We start from the raw sequence: 17800 nt of genomic DNA on the forward strand, positions 1-17800 counted from the left end.
ACTCAAGGTGATTGACAATCCGTTAGCCAAGCAGAAGGAGATGCTGTGGACACCAAATTCACCACCAAGTCTCAAGAAGCCCTGAGCGCCGGGGCGTCGAACGCCGCGACCGCGGGCAATCCCAACATCGAGCCCGCCCACATCCTCAAGGCCCTCATGGACCAGCGCGACGGCGTGGCCGTGGCCGTCCTGAAGGCCACCGGTGCCAACGCTGACGCCGTGTCGATCAAGGTGAGCAACATCATCCACGAGATGCCCAGCGCCTCCGGCAGCTCCACGGCCCAGCCGCAGCTGAGCCGCACCGCCCTGCAGGCGCTGCAGGCGGCGGAGACCTACGCCCGGGAGCTGCAGGACGAGTACGTCTCGACCGAGCACATCCTGTACGGCCTGGCCGCGGGGCACGACCGCACGGCGGAGGTTCTCAAGGAGGCCGGCATCACCACCGAGGCGCTGGCGGAGGCCATTCCGCAGGTGCGCGGGGACCGTCGCGTCACCAGCCCGGACCCGGAGGGGACCTTCCAGTCCCTCGAGAAGTTCGGCACGGACCTCACCGCCATTGCCCGCGAGGGCAAGCTGGACCCCGTGATTGGCCGTGACTCGGAGATCCGCCGCGTGGTCCAGGTGCTCTCGCGCCGCACCAAGAACAACCCCGTCCTGATCGGCGAGCCCGGCGTGGGCAAGACCGCGGTGGTCGAGGGGCTGGCGCAGCGCATGGTCGCGGGGGACGTCCCCGAGTCCCTGCGTGGCAAGACCCTTATCTCCCTGGACCTCGGGTCCATGGTGGCCGGCGCCAAGTACCGCGGCGAGTTCGAGGAGCGCCTGAAGGCCGTCCTGGACGAGATCAAGAAGTCCGAGGGCCAGATCGTCACGTTCATCGACGAGATCCACACCGTGGTCGGTGCGGGTGCGTCCGAGGGGTCCATGGACGCGGGCAACATGCTCAAGCCCATGCTGGCCCGCGGTGAGCTGCGCCTGATCGGCGCCACCACGCTGGACGAGTACCGCGAGAACATCGAGAAGGACGCCGCCCTGGAGCGTCGCTTCCAGCAGGTCTACGTGGGGGAGCCGTCGGTGGAGGACACCGTGGCCATCCTGCGCGGGCTCAAGGAGCGCTACGAGGCGCACCACAAGGTGCAGATCGCGGACTCCGCTCTCGTGGCCGCGGCCCAGCTGTCCCACCGGTACATCCCCAGCCGTAAGTTGCCGGACAAGGCCATCGACCTGATCGACGAGGCCGCGGCCCGGTTGCGCATGGAGATCGACTCCGCCCCGGAGGAGATCGACAAGCTGCGCCGCTCGGTGGACCGTCTGACCATGGAGGAGCTCGCCCTGGACGGCGAGACCGATCCCGCCTCGGTGGAGCGCCTGGCCGCGCTGCGTCGTGACAAGGCGGACAAGCAGGCGGAGCTGGACGCGCTCAACGCCCGGTGGGAGTCCGAGAAGGCTGGCCTGAACCAGGTCGGCGAGCTCAAGGCGCGGATCGACGAACTGCGTTCGCAGGCCGAGCGCGCCCAGCGCAACGGGGACCTCGGCGAGGCCTCCCGGTTGCTGTACGGCGAGATCCCCGCCGCGCAGAAGCAGCTCGACGCCGCCCAGGCACAGGAGGACGCCAGCGGCGTCCCCGAGGACACCATGGTCTCGGAGGAGGTCACTGCGGACGACATCGCCGAAGTCATCTCCGCCTGGACGGGCATCCCCGCCGGCAAGATGCTGCAGAGCGAGTCCGAGAAGTTGCTGCACATGGAGGAGGTTCTGGGCAAGCGGCTGATCGGCCAGCGCAAGGCCGTGACCGCCGTGGCGGACGCGGTGCGCCGCTCCCGCGCGGGGATCTCGGACCCGGACCGGCCCATCGGCTCGTTCATGTTCCTCGGCCCCACAGGCGTGGGCAAGACCGAGCTGGCCAAGTCCCTCGCGGACTTCCAGTTCGACGACGAGCGCGCCCTGATCCGCATCGACATGTCCGAGTACTCGGAGAAGCACTCCGTCTCCCGCCTGGTCGGTGCCCCTCCGGGGTATGTGGGCTACGACGAGGGCGGGCAGCTGACCGAGGCCGTGCGCCGTCGCCCGTACTCCGTGGTGCTGCTGGACGAGGTGGAGAAGGCCCACCCGGAGGTCTTCGACATCCTGCTGCAGGTGCTTGACGACGGCCGGCTCACCGACGGGCAGGGCCGCACCGTGGACTTCCGCAACGTGATCCTGATCCTCACGTCCAACATGGGCAGCCAGTTCCTGGTGGACCCCACGATGGACGAGCAGGCCAAGAAAGACGCCGTGATGGGCGTGGTGAACGCGTCCTTCAAGCCGGAGTTCCTGAACCGGCTGGACGACATCATCATATTCGAGCCGCTGAGCACCGAGGACCTCGCGAAGATCGTGGACATCCAGGTTGCCCAGCTGGCCCGCCGCCTCGCGGAGCGCCGCCTGACCCTGGTGGTCACGCCCGCGGCATGCGAGTGGCTCGGCATGACCGGCTACGACCCCGCCTACGGCGCCCGTCCGCTGCGCCGGCTGGTGCAGCGCGAGATCGGCGACCGCCTGGCGAAGGGGCTGCTGTCCGGGGCCATCCAGGACGGCGACACCGTGGTGGTGGACGTCAACCCGGACGTCGCCGAGGACGGGCTCATCGTCACGGCCGAGCGCAGCGAGTCCGACGCCTCCCGTGACAGGGATGACGACGACGTCGTGGACGCGGAGGTCGTGGAGGACTGACCCCGCGCGCCGCTGGCCCCGCGCCAGCACAGCGCGAAGCGCCGGGACAGAGGTGATCCGTCCCGGCGCTTCGTCGTGCGCACCCGCCGCTCGCCGTCGTGGCTCAGCGTCCTGCGGGAGGCTCCGGATCCACGTAGCTGTCCCCCGCGCGTAGTCGTAGTCGACGGGGCGCCCGTCCTCGTCCGTGCGCTGGTACCAGGAGCTCATGCGCTCGCCGGTGGAGTCGATGTCGGCTCCGGCGGCAGAGGGCCCCTCCTAGTGGCGGACCTCCAGAGCGAAGTCGTCACCGTGGTCTCCCATGCCCTGGCGCACGGCGTTGTCCAGGGCGGTGCGGGCGTAGCGGTAGCGCAGACTCAAGGGGTCCGTGGAGAGGTCCCGCAGGAAGGCGGGGATGAGGGCCAGCAGGATGATCGCGAAGGGCAGGGCCGCAACGGTCACGAGATCCTGAAGCCCCTGCAGGGCGTCGGAGCCTCCGACCGCGAGCATCACGGCGGCGACCCCGGCCAGGGCCACTCCCCAGAAGATCACGATCTTGCGGTCCGGCTCCGGCTTGCCCTGCTGAGACATCGAGGCCATCACGAGCGTCGCGGAGTCCGCGGAGGTGATGAAGAAGACGGCGAGCAGCACCATGATGGCGATCGGCGTGACCTGGGAGAACGGCAGGGCGTCCAGGACCCGGAACAGCATGTCCTCGGGGGACGCGGCGCCGGCAACGTCCGTGCCGGATCGCTGCAGCCAGATCGCGGTGCCGCCGAAGATCGAGAACGCGAGCACACAGATCACCGTGGGGGCCAGCAGCACCACGCTCACGTACTGGCGCAGGGTGCGACCGCGCGAGATGCGGGCCACGAAGACCCCCACGAAAGGCGCCCAGGACACCCACCACGCCCAGTAGAACAGGGTCCACGAGCGCATGAAGTCCTCGGCCTCGGGGCCCCACGAGGCGGAGAGGGCGAGCATCTGGAACATCTCCGCGAAGTAGGTGCCCACCACGGAGGGGATGAAGTTGAGCAGGAACACGGTGGGCCCGGCCACGAAGAGGAAGAACGCCACCACGGCCGCGAGCACCATGTTGAAGTTGGACAGCAGGCGGATGCCCTTGGCCACCCCGGAGACCGCGGAGACCAGGAACATGCAGGTCAGCACGGCGATGATCGCAATCAGCACACCGTTGCCCACCCGGCCCATCCCCGTGACGATCTGCAGCCCGCTGCCGATCTGCAGCGTGCCGAGCCCCAGGGAGGCGGAGGTGGCGAAGAGGATGCCCACGATCGCGAACATGTCGATGACCCGCCCGCCCACGGTGAGGTGGGCCCGCTGGCCGAAGATGGCCGACATCAGCAGCGGCCGTCCGCGCCGGTAGGCGGCATAACCCACCGCGGCGCCCACGAGCGCGTAGATGGCCCACGCCTGCAGGCCCCAGTGGAAGATGGTCTGGGCCATGGCGGAGTGCATTGCGTGGAAGCTCTCGGCCTCGGCGCGCCCCGGGGAAGGGGTCATGTAGTAGGTCACCGGTTCGTACACACCGAAGAAGATGAGGCCCACGCCCATGCCCGCGGCGAAGAGCATCGCGATCCACGAGCCCATGGAGTATGCGGGCTCCTCGCCGTCCTTGCCGAGCGGGATGCGTCCGTAGCGGGAGAAGCCCACGTAGAGCAGGAACAGCAGCACGATGGCCGCCAGCAGGGTGAAGATCCACCCGCCGTACGTCACCACCGCGTTCAGGGCGGCCGTCGAGACCGTGGTCAGGGACTCCGTGGACACCGCGCCCCAGATCACGAACCCCACGATGAGTGCACCGGCGACACCGAACGTGATCTTGTCGATGCGGTAGCGCACCCGCTGCTCCTCCACGGACACGCCGGGCACCAGGCCCGGGTGGGTGTCGTGGGGGTACCGGCCGGTGGGCCGGGGGCTGTCGTCAGGGGACGAGCTCATGGGAAACCTGCGTTCTGGTGCGGGGAAACGCGGGTGACGCCGCCCGGGCCGTCCCACTGTACCGGCCCCTTGCGGAGGCGGCGGGGAGCCGCGGATCGGCCCGGGGTGAACGGGGCCACGGGCGGTGCGCGAGACGCGGTCAAAACATGTACCCTGGACTCACGAAAAACTGACAAGACACTCCGGGGCCGTACTGTGTGCTCAACACGGCACCGCCCACCGGACACGAGACGCAGAGGGGGTCACGCCATGGGGCGCGGCCGTCAAAAGGCGAAGGCGACACGACAGGCGCGGGAGATCAAGTACTTCAGCCCGCAGACCGACTACTCGGCCCTGCAGCGCGAGCTGCGCGGCACGAAACCGTCCTCCCGAGCCGCTGACCACGAGGAAAGCTCCGACGAGGAGGACAACTATTCGTCCTACGCGGAGAAGTACTCCGACTACGACTGACCCGGCCCCGGTGCGTCCCCTCTCGTTGCTGCGCGAGCCGGAGGCCGTGATCACTCCGGGGGACAGCGGCACGACACCTCTGCAGCAGGCGCCGCAGACCTGATGGTCACCGCAGCCGTGGTGCCACACGAAGAACCGCCCGCACAAACGTGTGGGCGGTTCTTCGTGTGGGCGGGGTATCCGTGTGGGGCTCTCTGGGAGCCCCACGTTCAGCCTCAGCTCGCGTAGGAACCCGTCATGAGCACGCCGCCACCGGCCACGCCCTTGGCGCCCTGCACCCAGTCGCTGCCGTGGCGGGCCGCGTCCGGATCCACGGGACCGATGCGTCCCATGATCCAGGCGGGCAGGCCACGGGCCTCGAGGTGGGCCACGGCGGCGTCGGCGACCTCGGGGTCGACGATGGCTACCATGCCCACCCCCAGGTTCAGGGTGCGCTCCAGGTCGGGGAGCGGCACGCGGCCGAGCTCGGAGACCAGCCGGAACACCGGGGGCAGGGACCACGTGGCGCGCTCCACCGTGGCCTGCAGGTTCTCGGGCAGCACGCGGGCGAGGTTCGCCGCGAGTCCGCCGCCGGTCACGTGGGAGAAACCGCGCACGCCGTGGCCCGTGGCGCCGTCGGCCCCGTTGACCGGGAAGGCGCGCGCGAGGTCCAGCACGTCCGCGGCGTACACGCGCGTGGGCTCGAGCAGCTCCTCGCCCAGGCTGCGTCCCAGCTCGTCCACCTGGCGGTCCAGCTGCCAGCCGGCCATCTCGACCACGCGGCGCACCAGGGAGTAGCCGTTGGAGTGCAGGCCCGAGGACGCCATCGCGATGACCACGTCACCGTCGCGCACCCGCTGCGGGCCGAGCAGCTCGTCCGCCTCGACCACGCCGGTGGCGGCGCCGGCGACGTCGTACTCGTCCACGCCCAGCAGACCGGGGTGCTCAGCGGTCTCCCCGCCCACCAGGGCGGTGCCGGCCGCCTCGCAGGCCGACGCGATGCCGCGCACGATGTCCGCCACGCGCTCGGGGACCACCTTGCCGGTGGCGATGTAGTCGGTCATGAACAGGGGCTTGGCGCCCACCACCACGATGTCGTCCACGACCATGCCCACGAGGTCCCACCCGATGGTGTCGTGGACGTCCAGCGCCTGGGCCACGGCCACCTTGGTGCCCACGCCGTCCGTGGACGTGGCCAGGTATGGCTTGCGGTAGGTCGTGAGCTCGGAGACGTCGAAGAGCCCGGCGAAGCCGCCCACGCCGCCCACGACGCCGGAGGTGTGGGTCGCCTTGACCGCGGCCTTCATGAGCTCAACGGCGCGGTCCCCGGCTTCCACGTCCACCCCCGCGCTCGCGTAGGTCACGGACCGGGAGTCCTGGGGCTGCTCGGGGCTCATGCGGTGGTCTCCTCGTGCTCGAGTGCGGTGCTCGTGACGGTTGTCACGAGGTCCTCGGAGGGCTCGGCGTGGGCACCGGGTGCTTCCAGCACGGCCTTGCCGAGCCGGTCCGCCTTGGGCAGCGCGGTGGGGTAGTCCCCGGAGAAGCACGCGGTGCACAGGTTCCCGCGGGACTGCTTGGTGGCCTCGATCATGCCGTCCTCGGAGATGTAGCCGAGCGTGTCGGCGCCGAGCGAGGCGCGCACACCCTCCACCGAAATGCCGTTGGCGATCAGCTCGGCGGGGGAGGCGAAGTCGATTCCGTAGAAGCACGGCCACTTGATGGGCGGGGAGGAGATCCGCACGTGGATCTCCGAGGCACCGGCCTCGCGCAGCATCCGCACGAGTGCGCGCTGGGTGTTGCCGCGAACGATCGAGTCGTCCACGACCACCAGGCGCTTGCCCGCCACGATGGAGCGCAGTGGGTTGAGCTTGAGTCGGATGCCGAGCTGGCGGATGGTGTCCGATGGTTCGATGAACGTGCGGCCCACGTAGGAGTTCTTCACGAGACCGTGCCCGAACGGGATGCCAGCGGCCTCGGCGTAGCCGATCGCGGCGGGCGTGCCGGACTCGGGCGTGGGCATCACGAGGTCCGCCTCCACGGCGTGCTCGCGGGCCAGCTGACGGCCCATCTCCACCCGGGACTCGTAGACCGAGCGCCCGTTGATGGTGGTGTCCGGGCGGGCCAGGTACACGTACTCGAACACGCAGCCCGCAGGGGTGGCCTCCGCGAAACGGCGCGAGCGCAGGCCGTTCTCGTCGATCGCGATGAATTCCCCGGGCTCCACCTCACGCACCAGGGAGGCGCCCACGATGTCCAGGGCGGCGGTCTCGGAGGCGACCACCCAGCCACGCTCCAGGCGGCCCAGCACGAGGGGGCGAACCCCCAGCGGGTCTCGCGCGGCGTAGAGCGTGGTCTCGTCCATGAACGTGAGGCAGAACGAGCCGACGAGCTGCGGCAGCAGCTTCATGGCCGCTTCCTCGAGTGAGTTCAGGGGATGCTCGGCGAGCAGGGCGGTGATCAGCGCGGTGTCCGTGGTGTTGCCCCGGGCCATCTCGCCGCGGGACGGGAAGCCGGACTTGTCCAGCAGCAGGTCGTAGAGCTCCGCGGAGTTCGTGAGGTTGCCGTTGTGGGCCAGGGCGAGCGTGCCGTGCGGTGTGGCGCCGAGCGTGGGCTGCGCGTTCGCCCAGTGGGACGCTCCAGTCGTGGAGTAGCGCGCGTGGCCCACGGCCAGGTAGCCCTTGAGCGTGTTGAGCGTGGTCTCGTCGAAGACCTGGGACACGAGTCCCATGTCCTTGTAGACCGAGATCCGCTCGCCGTCCGAGGTGGCGATACCCGCAGACTCCTGCCCGCGGTGCTGCAGCGCGTACAGCCCGTAGTAGGTCAGTTTGGAGACGTCCTCGCCCGGGGCCCACACACCGAACACGCCGCACGCGTCCTGGGGGCCCTTCTCGCCGGGGAGAAGGTCATGGGAGAGTTTTCCGTCAGCACGAGCCACGGGTCAAGTGTCTCACGCCCCGGGGTGCTCGCCACCCCCGCGGACATCCTGGACCTCCGCGGCCCCGGTGCGGGCTCGTTTTACGGAGATCCGGTCCAGCACGAGCCCCACGATCGCGCCCACGGCACCGCCGATGATCAGGAACGTCATGAGGAAGAACCCGATGATCGCCGCGCGGGTGTACGCGATCGATCCGGGGCCGAGCGCGCCGATCAGCAGCCCGGCGATCGCCCCGATCGCCGCTCCGGCGGCCAGGAACGCGGTCACGTTGGGTGCCCGGCGCACCGTGACCTCCTGGGTGGTGGTTTCGGGACGGGGTGCGCTCTCGGGGGACTCGCGGTGGACGGACGTCATGGTCTCCACGGTATCGCGCGTGCGGGGGTGATGTGTCCGGCGGGCGGGCGGGGGCACTTGCGATCTGCTGGGAGTTTTCGGCGCGTTGGCCGGACGCTGCCGAGTCCGCGGTCCGGGGTCGGTCCCCGCCGTCTCCGCACCCGGTCCGTTCCGCGTGTTGGTCTCCTTCGGGGTCCGCCCGGCAGATTCGCCCGCACCCACTCGGCGGTCTGGGCCCGGTGGCGTCAGCGGAAAAGCGGCATCCACTCGCTGAGGTCGGTGCGGGTTCCCGACGCCGCCACGCTCCCGGCGGCGACGGCGCCGGCCCAGGTCTCGGCGCCCGTGGCCAGGGACAACCACGTGGCGGCATCCGTCTCCACCACGTTGGGCGGGGTGCCCCTGGTGTGCCGGGGCCCGGCCACACACTGGGTGACACCGAACGGCGGGACACGCACCTCCACGGAGTTGCCCTCCGCGCGGGTGCCGAGCTCCTCGAGGCAGTAGCGCACGGCGGTGGCCACGGTGCGGCGGTCGGCGGCCTCCGGGTCCTCCCGCCAGCGGGCGAGGGCCAGGGTGCCGTCAGCGGGGTCGATCCTGCGTCGCATCACGGCGGGCCTCAGACCAGCAGGTCCTGCAGGGCCGGCGCGAGCTCAACGGCGCCCACGGGCTTTCCCGCCCCCGTGATCGGCTGTGTGACGAGATCAAGGACGCGGGCGGCGTCGGCCTCGGAGATCGCCCCGGTGTGGGCGAGCAGGGTGAGGCCCACGAGGGAGTTGGCGCGCGAGGAGCCGTCGAGCATCTTGATGGCCACGGACCATCCGGCCCGGGTGCCGAGGCCGAGCACGCCCTCCGCGCCGAGCTTGGTGATCACGTCCAGCTCCTGCATGATCACCGTGTTGGAGCGCCCCGGTCCCTGCACGTACTCCGGGTAGTCGAGCATCGAGGTGGCCACGGTCGCGGCGCGGGCGTCTGCCTGGATGTTGCGGGCCGCCCGGCCGAGCGTGGAGTACATACGTGCGAGTCCCTTGAGGCTGATGGCCGGCAGCGGTGCGCCGCAGCCGTCCACCCCCACGTGGGCGGGGGCCTCGCCGGCGAACTCCTCGACCGTCTCCAGCACGAGCCGCTGCAGCGGGTGCTCGGGGTCCAGGTAGGTGTCCGTCGGCCAGCCGTTGGTCACGCAGGCGAGCAGGAACGCGGCGTGCTTGCCGGAGCAGTTCATGCACATGCGGTTCTGGCCGCGCTCCGTGCGGACCAGCCACGCGCGGGTGTCCTCGTCCTGGGGCCAGTCCGGCGGGCACTGCAGGGCCTCGGGGCCGAGCCCGGCGGCCTTGAGGATCGAGCTGACGGCATCGAGGTGGTCGAAGGTCCCGGTGTGGGACGCCGCGGCGATGGCCACCTGCTCGCCGCGCAGCGCGGCCCCCGCCTTCATGGCGGCGACCGCCTGGAACGGCTTGAGCGTGGAGCGCGGGAAGATCAGCTCCTCGGGTGCGCCCACGGAGAGGGCCACGGAGCCGTCCGGGGCGAGCACCACGGCCGAGCCGCGGTGGCGGGACTCCACGAAGCCGCTGCGCTGCACCACGGCGAGATCCACGGCCTGATCCGAGCTGAAAGTCTGCATGGGCCCAGTATGTCAGCGTCGTGGGGTGCAATCGTTGCCCGCCCGGGCCCGGTGGCCGATACGCTGAGCCGGTGAAGGTTTTGGTGGTGGGCCCCGGCGGCCGCGAGCACGCGATGATCACGTCCCTCCTGCGGGACCCGCACGTCAGCGAGGTCCACGCGGCCCCCGGCAACGCCGGGATCGCGCAGGACGTTCCGGTGCACCCGCTCAACGCACAGGATCCGGAGGCAGTGGTGGCCCTGGCCCGCGAGCTCTCGGCGGACCTCGTGGTCGTGGGCCCAGAGGCGCCACTCGTGGCGGGGGTTGCGGATGCGCTCGACGCCGCTGGGATCCCCGTCTTCGGCCCGTCCCGCGAGGCAGCCCGGATCGAGGGCTCCAAGTCGTTCGCCAAGGAGATCATGGCCGCGGCGGGTGTTCCCACGGCGCGCGCCGTCGCCACGTCGGACATGACGCAGGTGCGCGAGGCGCTCGAGCTCTTCGGCGCCCCCCACGTGGTCAAGGACGACGGCCTGGCGGCGGGCAAGGGAGTGGTGGTCACCCAGGATCGCGACCGCGCGGAGGCACACGCCCGGGAGTGCCTCGACGCCGGCGGCTCCGTAGTTGTCGAGGAGTTCCTGGACGGCCCCGAGGTCTCGCTGTTCGTGCTCAGCGACGGCGAGCACGTGGTGCCTCTGCAGCCCGCGCAGGACTTCAAGCGCGTGCGCGACGGGGACGAGGGCCCGAACACCGGCGGCATGGGTGCCTACACCCCGCTGGACTGGCTGCCCGAGGACTTCACCCGGGAGGTCGTGGAGCGCGTGGCCCGGCCCGTGGTGAACGAGCTGCGCCGCAGGGGCACACCGTTCACGGGCGTGCTCTACTGCGGTCTGGCGCTCACGCCCCGGGGCGTGCAGGTGATCGAGTTCAACGCGCGCTTCGGTGACCCGGAGACCCAGTCCGTGCTCGCGGTGCTCGAGACCCCACTGGGGCAGCTGCTGCTCGACGCCGCCCAGGGCCGCCTCTCCGAGGACCGCCCGCTGGAGTGGGCGCAGGGCTCCTCGGTGACCATCGTGCTCGCCGCCCACAACTACCCCGGCGCCCCGCGCAAGGGTGACGTGATCTCGGGTCTCGAGGACGTCTCCCAGGACCCGGACACCTGGGTGATCCACGCGGGCACCGAGCGCGACGACGCCGGGCACCTCGTCTCGGCCGGTGGTCGCGTGCTCGCGGTGGTCTCGCGTGGTGCGGATCTGCGGGAGGCCCGCGAGCGCGGTTATCGTGGGGTCGGGCGCATCACCCTGGACGGGTCGCACTACCGCACGGACATCGCCCTGGCCGCGGCGGAGGGGCGGGTCACCGTCCCGGCGTCGTCGAAGACCGCAGGCCCGGGTTCTGAAGACCCGGGCGCCGTCGCCGATCCGGACGGTCGCACCGAGCCCAGCACAGCAGAGGAGCAGGCATGAGCGAGCACGGCACACCTCCCGAGATCCCGGGCTGGAAGCACGTCTACTCCGGGAAGGTGCGTGAGCTCTACGTCCCGGACGAGTCCCGGCTCAGCGCCACCGGCGTGGCTCTGCACAACGACGCCGAGTACCGCGCGGGCGCGGTGCTGGTGGTCGCGAGCGACCGGATCTCCGCGTTCGACCAGGTGCTGCCCACCGAGATCCCGCACAAGGGCACGATCCTCACGCAGCTGTCCCTGTGGTGGTTCGAGCAGCTGGACGGGATCCCCAACCACATCCTCACCACGGACGTGCACGAGTCCGTGCGCGGTCGCGCCGTGGTGTGCAAGAACCTGTCGATGTTCCCCGTGGAGAACATCGTGCGCGGCTACCTCACGGGCTCGGGGCTGAAGGACTACCGCGCTACCGGTTCCGTGTGCGGGATCGAGCTGCCGGACGGGCTGCGGGACGGCGACCGCCTGGAGCAGCCCATCTTCACCCCCACGGGCAAGGCGGAGCTGGGCGAGCACGACGAGCCCATCACCTACCAGGAGATGGCCAACGTGGTCGGCAACTCCGTGGCGGACCGGCTGCGGGAGCTCTCCCTGAAGATCTACACTCGCGCCGAACGGATCGCACGGGAGCGCGGGATCATCGTCGCGGACACCAAGGTGGAGTTCGGCCTGGACTCCTACCGCGGGGCCATCACCCTGGGGGACGAGGTCCTCACCCCGGACTCCTCGCGGTTCTGGGATCTGGAGACCTACCGCCCCGGTCAGCCCCAGCCCTCCTTCGACAAGCAGTACGTGCGCGACTGGCTGCGCTCGGACGAGTCCGGCTGGGACGGCAACGGTCCCGTTCCCGAGCTGCCCGAGGACGTCGTCGCGCGCACCCGCGAGCGGTACGTGGAGGCCTACGAGCGCCTCACAGGGCGCGCGTTCGATCCCCGGGGCTCGTTCTTCGAGGTGGCCGGACCGCCGGAGTACTGAACCAGTTCGGCCCACCGGGCGCGGCGAACGTCCACCTGGGCCCAGTGGGCACGGGTGTCCCGCAGGGGTGTGCCCTCGCGCTCGTAGCGCTCGCGCGCCGTGATCTGCAGGTGGTCCGGCAGGGTGCCGTCCGCCCGGACGACCCGCCACCACGGCGTGCCCCGCCCCAGCTTCCCCGAGGCCATGATGCGCGCCGCGAGCCGCGGTGTGCCCAGACCGGCCAGCTCGGCCACGTCCCCGTAGCTCAGCACCGCACCCGGCGGAATGCCCACGACGACGGCGCGCACCGCCGCCACGGCCTCGTCGCCGCGCAGCGGCTCGAACGTCTCGTTCACGCGAACGGGATCCGCACGTCCAGGTGCCAGGCGGCGTCGCGCACGCCGTACTCCACGCTGCCGTCCAGCAGCGCCACACGCTCACGGATCCCGCGCAGCCCGAAGCCGGAGGTCAGCTCCCCCACGGGGCGTTCGGCCACGGCCGTGCGGGTGGAGCGCGGGGCCGGGTTCTCCGCGTGCAGGTGCACGGCCGAGTCCGCGGTGGCCACGCGCAGCGCGCAGTGAGAACCCGCCGGGGCGTACTTGATCATGTTGGTGGTGGCCTCCTGCATCACGCGCGCCGCAGTGCCGCGCACGGTCGTGGGGAGCTGCGCCGCGCCGTCGTCCAGGGCGAAGTCCGCGTGCAGCCCGGAGTGCTCGAGGCTCGAGGCGAGGGTCTGCGCGACCTCCTGCAGCGATCCCGTGGTCAGCCCGGAGGTGCCTTCGGGCTGGGGCGGGGCGGGGACGCCGGAGTCCTGCGGGCCGGGGGACTCGCGCAGGATCTGCAGCAGGATGCGCAGCTCCTGCAGCCCCGAGCGGGCCGCGGCGTCCATGGTGTCGATCGAACGGTGCAGTGCCGCGGGGTCCTGCTCACTGTGGGCCCCGGCCGCCTGCATGGTGACGAGCGTGAGCTCGTGCGCGACGACGTCGTGCAGGTCACGGGCGAGCGCGAGCCGCTCCTGCTCGCGCAGCTGCTGGTGCGTGACCTCCAGGACGGCCAGGCGCCGCGCGTTCAACCGGTACTGGGTGAGGAAGAACCGCAGGGCCACGCCGAACAGCGCGCTGATGCCCATGGGGATACCCAGCGTCCAGACGAACCGGGTGTCGTGGGAGACGGCCGAGGCCACGAGGATCCAGACCGCCGTGGCCGCCAGGTGCAGTGCGATCACCCTGCGCCGCAGCATGGCAAGGATGCCCACCGTGACGGCACACGAGGCCAGCAGTGTGGCGGCGAAGTCGTCGTGCGCCACGGACGCCGCGTAGGCCAGGAGGATCACCACAGCGCTCGCCTTCGGGGTCCACGCGAGCAGGGCCACCGCGCCGTAGCTGAGCACCGAGGTGCCCACCGCCAGGACGGCCGTGAGGGGCGTCAGCCCCGGCCACGCGGTCGAGCGCAGATCATCCAGCAGTGCGAGCGCGGCGAAGAGGGTGACGGCGATCCGCAGCCAGTTGGGCATGGTCCTCGGGGGAGCCGCGGTGAGGAGGTCGCGCGCCGAGGTCGCCGTGGTCACGGGGCTCAGTGGCCGCCCCGGCACAGGTACGGGAAGTACCCGCAGATCACGGAGGACGGGCCGGTGCGCACGGAGGCGCCGGTGTCCGCGGCGGCGGGCGCCATGGCGCCGAAGGACAGGCCACCCACGAGCATGGCGGTAAGCAGGGTCCGCACCAGCGCGGAGCGGTGCGAGCGGGCGGAATTTGCATGCGAAGTCATCGAAGTCTGAGTCATGGCACCAGTTTATGATCGCATCATGGATTTGTGCAGACTCCTCCTCGTCGATGATCACCCGCTCATGAGGGACGCGCTCGCCAACCTCTTCCGGGCGGAACCGGGTTTCGAGGTCGTCGGAGAGGCCGGCGAGGGTGCGGAGGCCGTCGAGAAGAGCGTGGCCCTGGAGCCGGACGTGGTCCTCATGGACATCCGCATGCCGGGCATGGACGGGATCGAGGCCACCGGGCAGATCGTCCAGCGCTGCCCGGACACCAAGGTGCTGGCCCTGACCACGTTCTCCACTCTGGAGTACGTGGTGCCGGCACTGCGTGCCGGAGCCTCCGGGTACCTGGTGAAGGACGCGCGCCACGACGAGATCGTCTCGGCTGTGAGCCTCGTCCGCGAGGACGAGCTGGCGCTGTCCCCGTCCGTGGCGAGCTCGCTGGCCAACAACGTGCTGGGGGACGTCCCGGTCCCGTCCGTGCGCCGCGGCAAGCGCTGGGACGCTCTCGGGCAGTCCTCGGGGCGGTGGTCCACGGGACCGCGTCCCGGAGCGCCGCAGCTCGCACCCCGCGAGCTCGAGACCCTCGAGTGGATCGCCCGGGGCCTAAACAACAGCGAGATCGCGGAGCGGATGTCCGTGTCCCACGGCAGCGTGAAGTCCTACGTCTCCCGGCTGTGCGAGAAGCTCGCGGTGCGGGACCGCGTGCAGGTGCTGATCTCGGGCATCGAGTGGGGTCTCGTGGAGCCCGCACTGCACGACGACGACGCCCCTGGCCGCCACTGACTCCCAGGGTCCGCCCAGTTTCGGGGCCAAGGTCTGGCCGTTCGGCCATGGTGGGCCCGGCGTCCGGTGCGGCACAGTGGAGGGAGGACGCCCGGAGGGGCGTCCTCCGCTGACGGAGACGGAGCGACTGTACGGCGTTCCCGTCTCCACCGGCAGCGGATCGCTGAGTTCGCGCCGGGGGCCCTCGTCCTCCCCCTGACGAGTCCCGCGAGGCCTGGATCACCTCGCGTGCGGCTCCGAGGACCCCCGACGCGTCAGCAGACCCCCGATGAGATCGGATCCGGTCCCGGCACCCTCCGACCAGGGGGTGCCGGGACGGCGCTCATCCGGCGTCCGGCCCGCCCTGCGCCGCGGGGACCGGGGCGTAGAACCCGAGGATGTGCTCGCGCAGCAGCTGCGCGGCACGCTCGCCGTCCCGTTCCACCGTGGCCTCCAGGATCTTCCCGTGCTCCCGGTGCAGACCCGCGCGCACGCCGTCCCAGTCCGGGGTGGCCGCCACGGTCTCCTGGACGTAGCCAATGGTCGCCTCGCGCAGGGAGGCCATGATCGTCTCCAGCACCACGTTTCCACCCAGCGAGGCCAGCTGGAAGTGGAACTGCGCGTCCAGGGCGTGGAACTCCGCGGCGGAGGTGGCGGGTTCACCCATCCGCTGCAGCAGGGCGGCGGCCTGCTCCAGCACGGCCGCCCGTTCGGGCACGTCCGCCGACGCCGCGTCCAGGCTCGACTGCGTCTCCAGCAGCACCCGGGTGCTCACCACGTCCGCGACCGGGAGGGATCGGGTGGCGATGTGCATCCGCAGTGCCCAGCCCAGGGCGGCGGAGGGGTCCGAGATCACGGTGGCCCCGGACTGCGGGCCGGAGCCGGTGGCCGAGCGCACGAGACCCATGGCCGCAAGGATGCGCACGGCCTCGCGCACCGAGGCGCGCGAGATGCCGAAGTCCTCCGCGAGGGTCCGTTCGGCGAGCAGCTTGTCGCCCACGCGCAGCTCTCCCGCGCGCAGCTGCCGTTCGAGCCAGTCCAGCACCACCGTGTAGGCGGGGGCAGAGCCCATGGTTCCTCCTGGGGGATCACATGCGGTGGCCCGTCACCGCTGGCAGCGGTGACGGGCCGGGAACGCTCACTGAATCTGCGGGCCTCAGGCGGCCGGCAGCATCCAGGAGAGCACGTTGGACTGCAGGAACACGAGGCAGCACAGCACGAGCAGCATGCCGAGCGACCACGGGACGACCGAGCGGAAGATGCTGGACTCCTTGCCCTGCATGCCCACCGCCGTGGAGGCGATGGCCAGCGACTGCGGGGAGATCATCTTGCCCACCACGCCGCCGGACGTGTTGGCCGCCGTCATCAGGTGGGGGTCCAGGCCCGAGCCCAGCGCCGCGGTCTTCTGCAGGTTCGCGAACAGGGCGTTGGCGGAGGTGTCGGAGCCGGTGACAGCCGTGCCCACCCAGCCGAGGACCGGGGAGAAGAACGCGAAGGCAGCGCCGAGCCCGGCCACGAAGGTCCCGATGGCCAGCGTCTGACCGGAGAAGTTCATCACGTAGGCCAGGGCGAGCACCGCCATGATCGTGAGACCGGAGAACCGCATCTTCCAGAAGCAGCGGCCGATCTCCGCAATGGCGTTGCCCATGGTGAGGCGGAACATGCCGTTGTGGTGGAACACGGAGTAGACCAGGGCCACGATCAGACCGGTGATCAGCAGCAGGGTTCCGGGACTGGAGAGCCACTGGAAGCTGTAGACGGTGCCGGAGATCGCCTCGCCCTTGGCGTTGAGCAGGTGACCGTGCAGACCGGGCCAGGGAATCTTGACGTCCGTGGCGGCCAGCGCCTTGGGCACGTTCACGCCCGCGGTCCACAGCTTGGCGACCCCGAAGATCACGACCACCAGCACGTAGGGCAGCACGGCCATCCACACGCGGCCGGGAGTCAGGACGGCCGCGCTCTCCGGCTTCTCGACGCCCAGGTCCGCGCGCACGGCGTCGGCGCCCTTGGGGCGCCAGAACCGCATGAGGACCACGGCCGCGGCGAGGCCTACAAGGGACGCCACGACGTCCGTGAGCTCGTAGGAGAAGTGCGTGGCGCACCACCACTGCGCGATCGCGAAGCTGCCGCCCACCACGAGCGCGGCGGGCCAGGCCTGCTTGAGGCCGCGGGCGCCGTCGACGATGAGCAGCAGGAAGAAGGGGACGGCGAACGCGAAGAGCGGGGCCTGGTGGCCCACGACCGCGCCGATGTGGGCGGGGCTCAGGTCGGTCAGCGTGCCGGCGGTGGTGATGGGGATGGCGATCGCGCCGAAGGCCACCGGGGCGGTGTTGGCGATCAGCACCAGGGTGGCGGCCTTGAGGGGCTTCAGGCCCAAGGCCAGGATCATGGTCGCGGTGATGGCCACGGGCGCGCCGAAGCCGGCCAGTGCCTCCAGCAGGCCGCCGAAGCAGAACGCGATCAGCATGGCCTGGATCCTCAGGTCACCGCCGCCGATGGTGTCGAAGATGGTGCGGAGGTCCTCGAAGCGCCCCGAGAGCACGGTCACCTGGTAGAACCACAGGGCCATGACCACGATCCACACGATCGGGAAGAGGCCGTAGACGGCACCCTGCGTGGCGGTGAGCAGGGCGAGCTGGGTGGGCATGCCGAAGCCCAGGATCGCCACGGCCAGGGCGACCACCAGGGAGGTCAGCCCGGCCACGTACGCGCTGGCGCGGAAGGCCAGCAGCATCACGAAGAAGGTCAGCAGGGGGAGGCAGCCCACCAGGGCGGAGAGGCCGATGCTGCCTCCCACGGCATCGGTCACGGCGGTGAAGGTGGTCACAGGATCTCCAAGGGGTGAGGGGTGGATCGGAACCGCAGTTCTCGGGGTGGGGCGGTTCTGGCCGGGGCGGTGTGCACCGTGTTCGGAACCGG

16 protein-coding genes are annotated in these 17800 nt (G+C 70.8%); 5 read left to right on the forward strand and 11 right to left on the reverse strand.

The features are described from left to right. The first annotated feature begins 45 nt into the window (after positions 1–45). Complete coding sequence (clpB, locus tag KVA01_RS05580; protein WP_141269255.1) at positions 46–2709, forward strand: ATP-dependent chaperone ClpB; 2664 nt, start codon at positions 46–48, stop codon at positions 2707–2709. Positions 2710–2964: 255 nt separating this feature from the next. Here the strand turns inward: clpB and KVA01_RS05585 are convergent, their stop codons facing one another. Then, positions 2965–4647 carry a BCCT family transporter gene (locus tag KVA01_RS05585; RefSeq protein WP_233438770.1) on the reverse strand — a complete coding sequence of 561 codons (1683 nt, stop codon included), beginning with the start codon at positions 4645–4647 and terminating at the stop codon, positions 2965–2967. 249 nt (positions 4648–4896) lie between these two features. Between KVA01_RS05585 and KVA01_RS05590 the strand changes: the two genes are divergently transcribed. Beyond that, a complete protein-coding gene (locus tag KVA01_RS05590; protein WP_068471186.1) occupies positions 4897–5097 on the forward strand; it encodes a DUF3073 domain-containing protein in 201 nt (66 codons plus the stop codon). A gap of 215 nt (positions 5098–5312) precedes the next feature. On the opposite strand, the gene purM is transcribed toward KVA01_RS05590, so the two are convergent. The 5 genes from purM to KVA01_RS05615 all read right to left on the reverse strand — a co-directional run bounded on the left by purM (position 5313) and on the right by KVA01_RS05615 (position 9962). After that, positions 5313–6473: a phosphoribosylformylglycinamidine cyclo-ligase gene (gene purM, locus KVA01_RS05595; protein WP_141269257.1), complete on the reverse strand. Its 1161-nt coding sequence runs from the start codon at positions 6471–6473 to the stop codon at positions 5313–5315. Continuing rightward, on the reverse strand, positions 6470–8011 hold the full coding sequence (gene purF, locus KVA01_RS05600; protein ID WP_141269259.1) for an amidophosphoribosyltransferase: 1542 nt from the start codon (positions 8009–8011) through the stop codon (positions 6470–6472). The genes purM and purF overlap by 4 nt, the downstream gene beginning before the upstream one ends. Positions 8012–8023: 12 nt before the next feature. Beyond that, positions 8024–8365: a hypothetical protein gene (locus tag KVA01_RS05605; protein ID WP_082810528.1), complete on the reverse strand. Its 342-nt coding sequence runs from the start codon at positions 8363–8365 to the stop codon at positions 8024–8026. Between the two features lie 224 nt (positions 8366–8589). After that, positions 8590–8949 carry a sterol carrier family protein gene (locus KVA01_RS05610; protein WP_068467829.1) on the reverse strand — a complete coding sequence of 120 codons (360 nt, stop codon included), beginning with the start codon at positions 8947–8949 and terminating at the stop codon, positions 8590–8592. 11 nt (positions 8950–8960) lie between these two features. Beyond that, positions 8961–9962: an asparaginase gene (locus KVA01_RS05615; protein WP_055082276.1), complete on the reverse strand. Its 1002-nt coding sequence runs from the start codon at positions 9960–9962 to the stop codon at positions 8961–8963. A gap of 71 nt (positions 9963–10033) precedes the next feature. Between KVA01_RS05615 and purD the strand changes: the two genes are divergently transcribed. Both purD and KVA01_RS05625 read left to right on the forward strand, forming a co-directional pair. Beyond that, positions 10034–11404 carry a phosphoribosylamine--glycine ligase gene (gene purD / locus KVA01_RS05620; RefSeq protein ID WP_141269261.1) on the forward strand — a complete coding sequence of 457 codons (1371 nt, stop codon included), beginning with the start codon at positions 10034–10036 and terminating at the stop codon, positions 11402–11404. After that, complete coding sequence (locus tag KVA01_RS05625) at positions 11401–12372, forward strand: phosphoribosylaminoimidazolesuccinocarboxamide synthase (protein WP_141269263.1); 972 nt, start codon at positions 11401–11403, stop codon at positions 12370–12372. The genes purD and KVA01_RS05625 overlap by 4 nt, the downstream gene beginning before the upstream one ends. Here KVA01_RS05625 and KVA01_RS05630 read toward each other — a convergent pair. Genes KVA01_RS05630 through KVA01_RS05640 form a run of 3 tightly spaced genes read right to left on the reverse strand, consistent with a single transcriptional unit; the run spans position 12297 to position 14133 of the window. Then, positions 12297–12707 (reverse strand): MGMT family protein, encoded by a 411-nt coding sequence (locus tag KVA01_RS05630; RefSeq protein ID WP_233438771.1) that lies wholly within the window; start codon positions 12705–12707, stop codon positions 12297–12299. The two genes, KVA01_RS05625 and KVA01_RS05630, sit on opposite strands and share 76 nt — an antisense overlap. Then, on the reverse strand, positions 12704–13918 hold the full coding sequence (locus KVA01_RS05635) for a sensor histidine kinase (protein WP_233438772.1): 1215 nt from the start codon (positions 13916–13918) through the stop codon (positions 12704–12706). Before KVA01_RS05635 ends, KVA01_RS05630 begins: the two co-directional genes overlap by 4 nt. Before the next feature lie 5 nt (positions 13919–13923). Then, complete coding sequence (locus KVA01_RS05640) at positions 13924–14133, reverse strand: hypothetical protein (RefSeq protein WP_141269267.1); 210 nt, start codon at positions 14131–14133, stop codon at positions 13924–13926. A 22-nt stretch (positions 14134–14155) separates the two neighbouring features. Between KVA01_RS05640 and KVA01_RS05645 the strand changes: the two genes are divergently transcribed. Then, positions 14156–14902, forward strand: coding sequence for a response regulator transcription factor (locus KVA01_RS05645; RefSeq protein WP_233438773.1), 747 nt, complete (start codon positions 14156–14158; stop codon positions 14900–14902). Between the two features lie 322 nt (positions 14903–15224). Here the strand turns inward: KVA01_RS05645 and KVA01_RS05650 are convergent, their stop codons facing one another. After that, positions 15225–15953 (reverse strand): FadR/GntR family transcriptional regulator, encoded by a 729-nt coding sequence (locus KVA01_RS05650; protein WP_141269271.1) that lies wholly within the window; start codon positions 15951–15953, stop codon positions 15225–15227. A gap of 84 nt (positions 15954–16037) precedes the next feature. After that, positions 16038–17708 carry an L-lactate permease gene (locus tag KVA01_RS05655; protein WP_141269273.1) on the reverse strand — a complete coding sequence of 557 codons (1671 nt, stop codon included), beginning with the start codon at positions 17706–17708 and terminating at the stop codon, positions 16038–16040. Positions 17709–17800 lie beyond the last annotated feature (92 nt).

Origin of the sequence: Kocuria varians (genome assembly GCF_006539885.1) — a bacterium.
Classification (GTDB): domain Bacteria; phylum Actinomycetota; class Actinomycetes; order Actinomycetales; family Micrococcaceae; genus Kocuria; species Kocuria varians.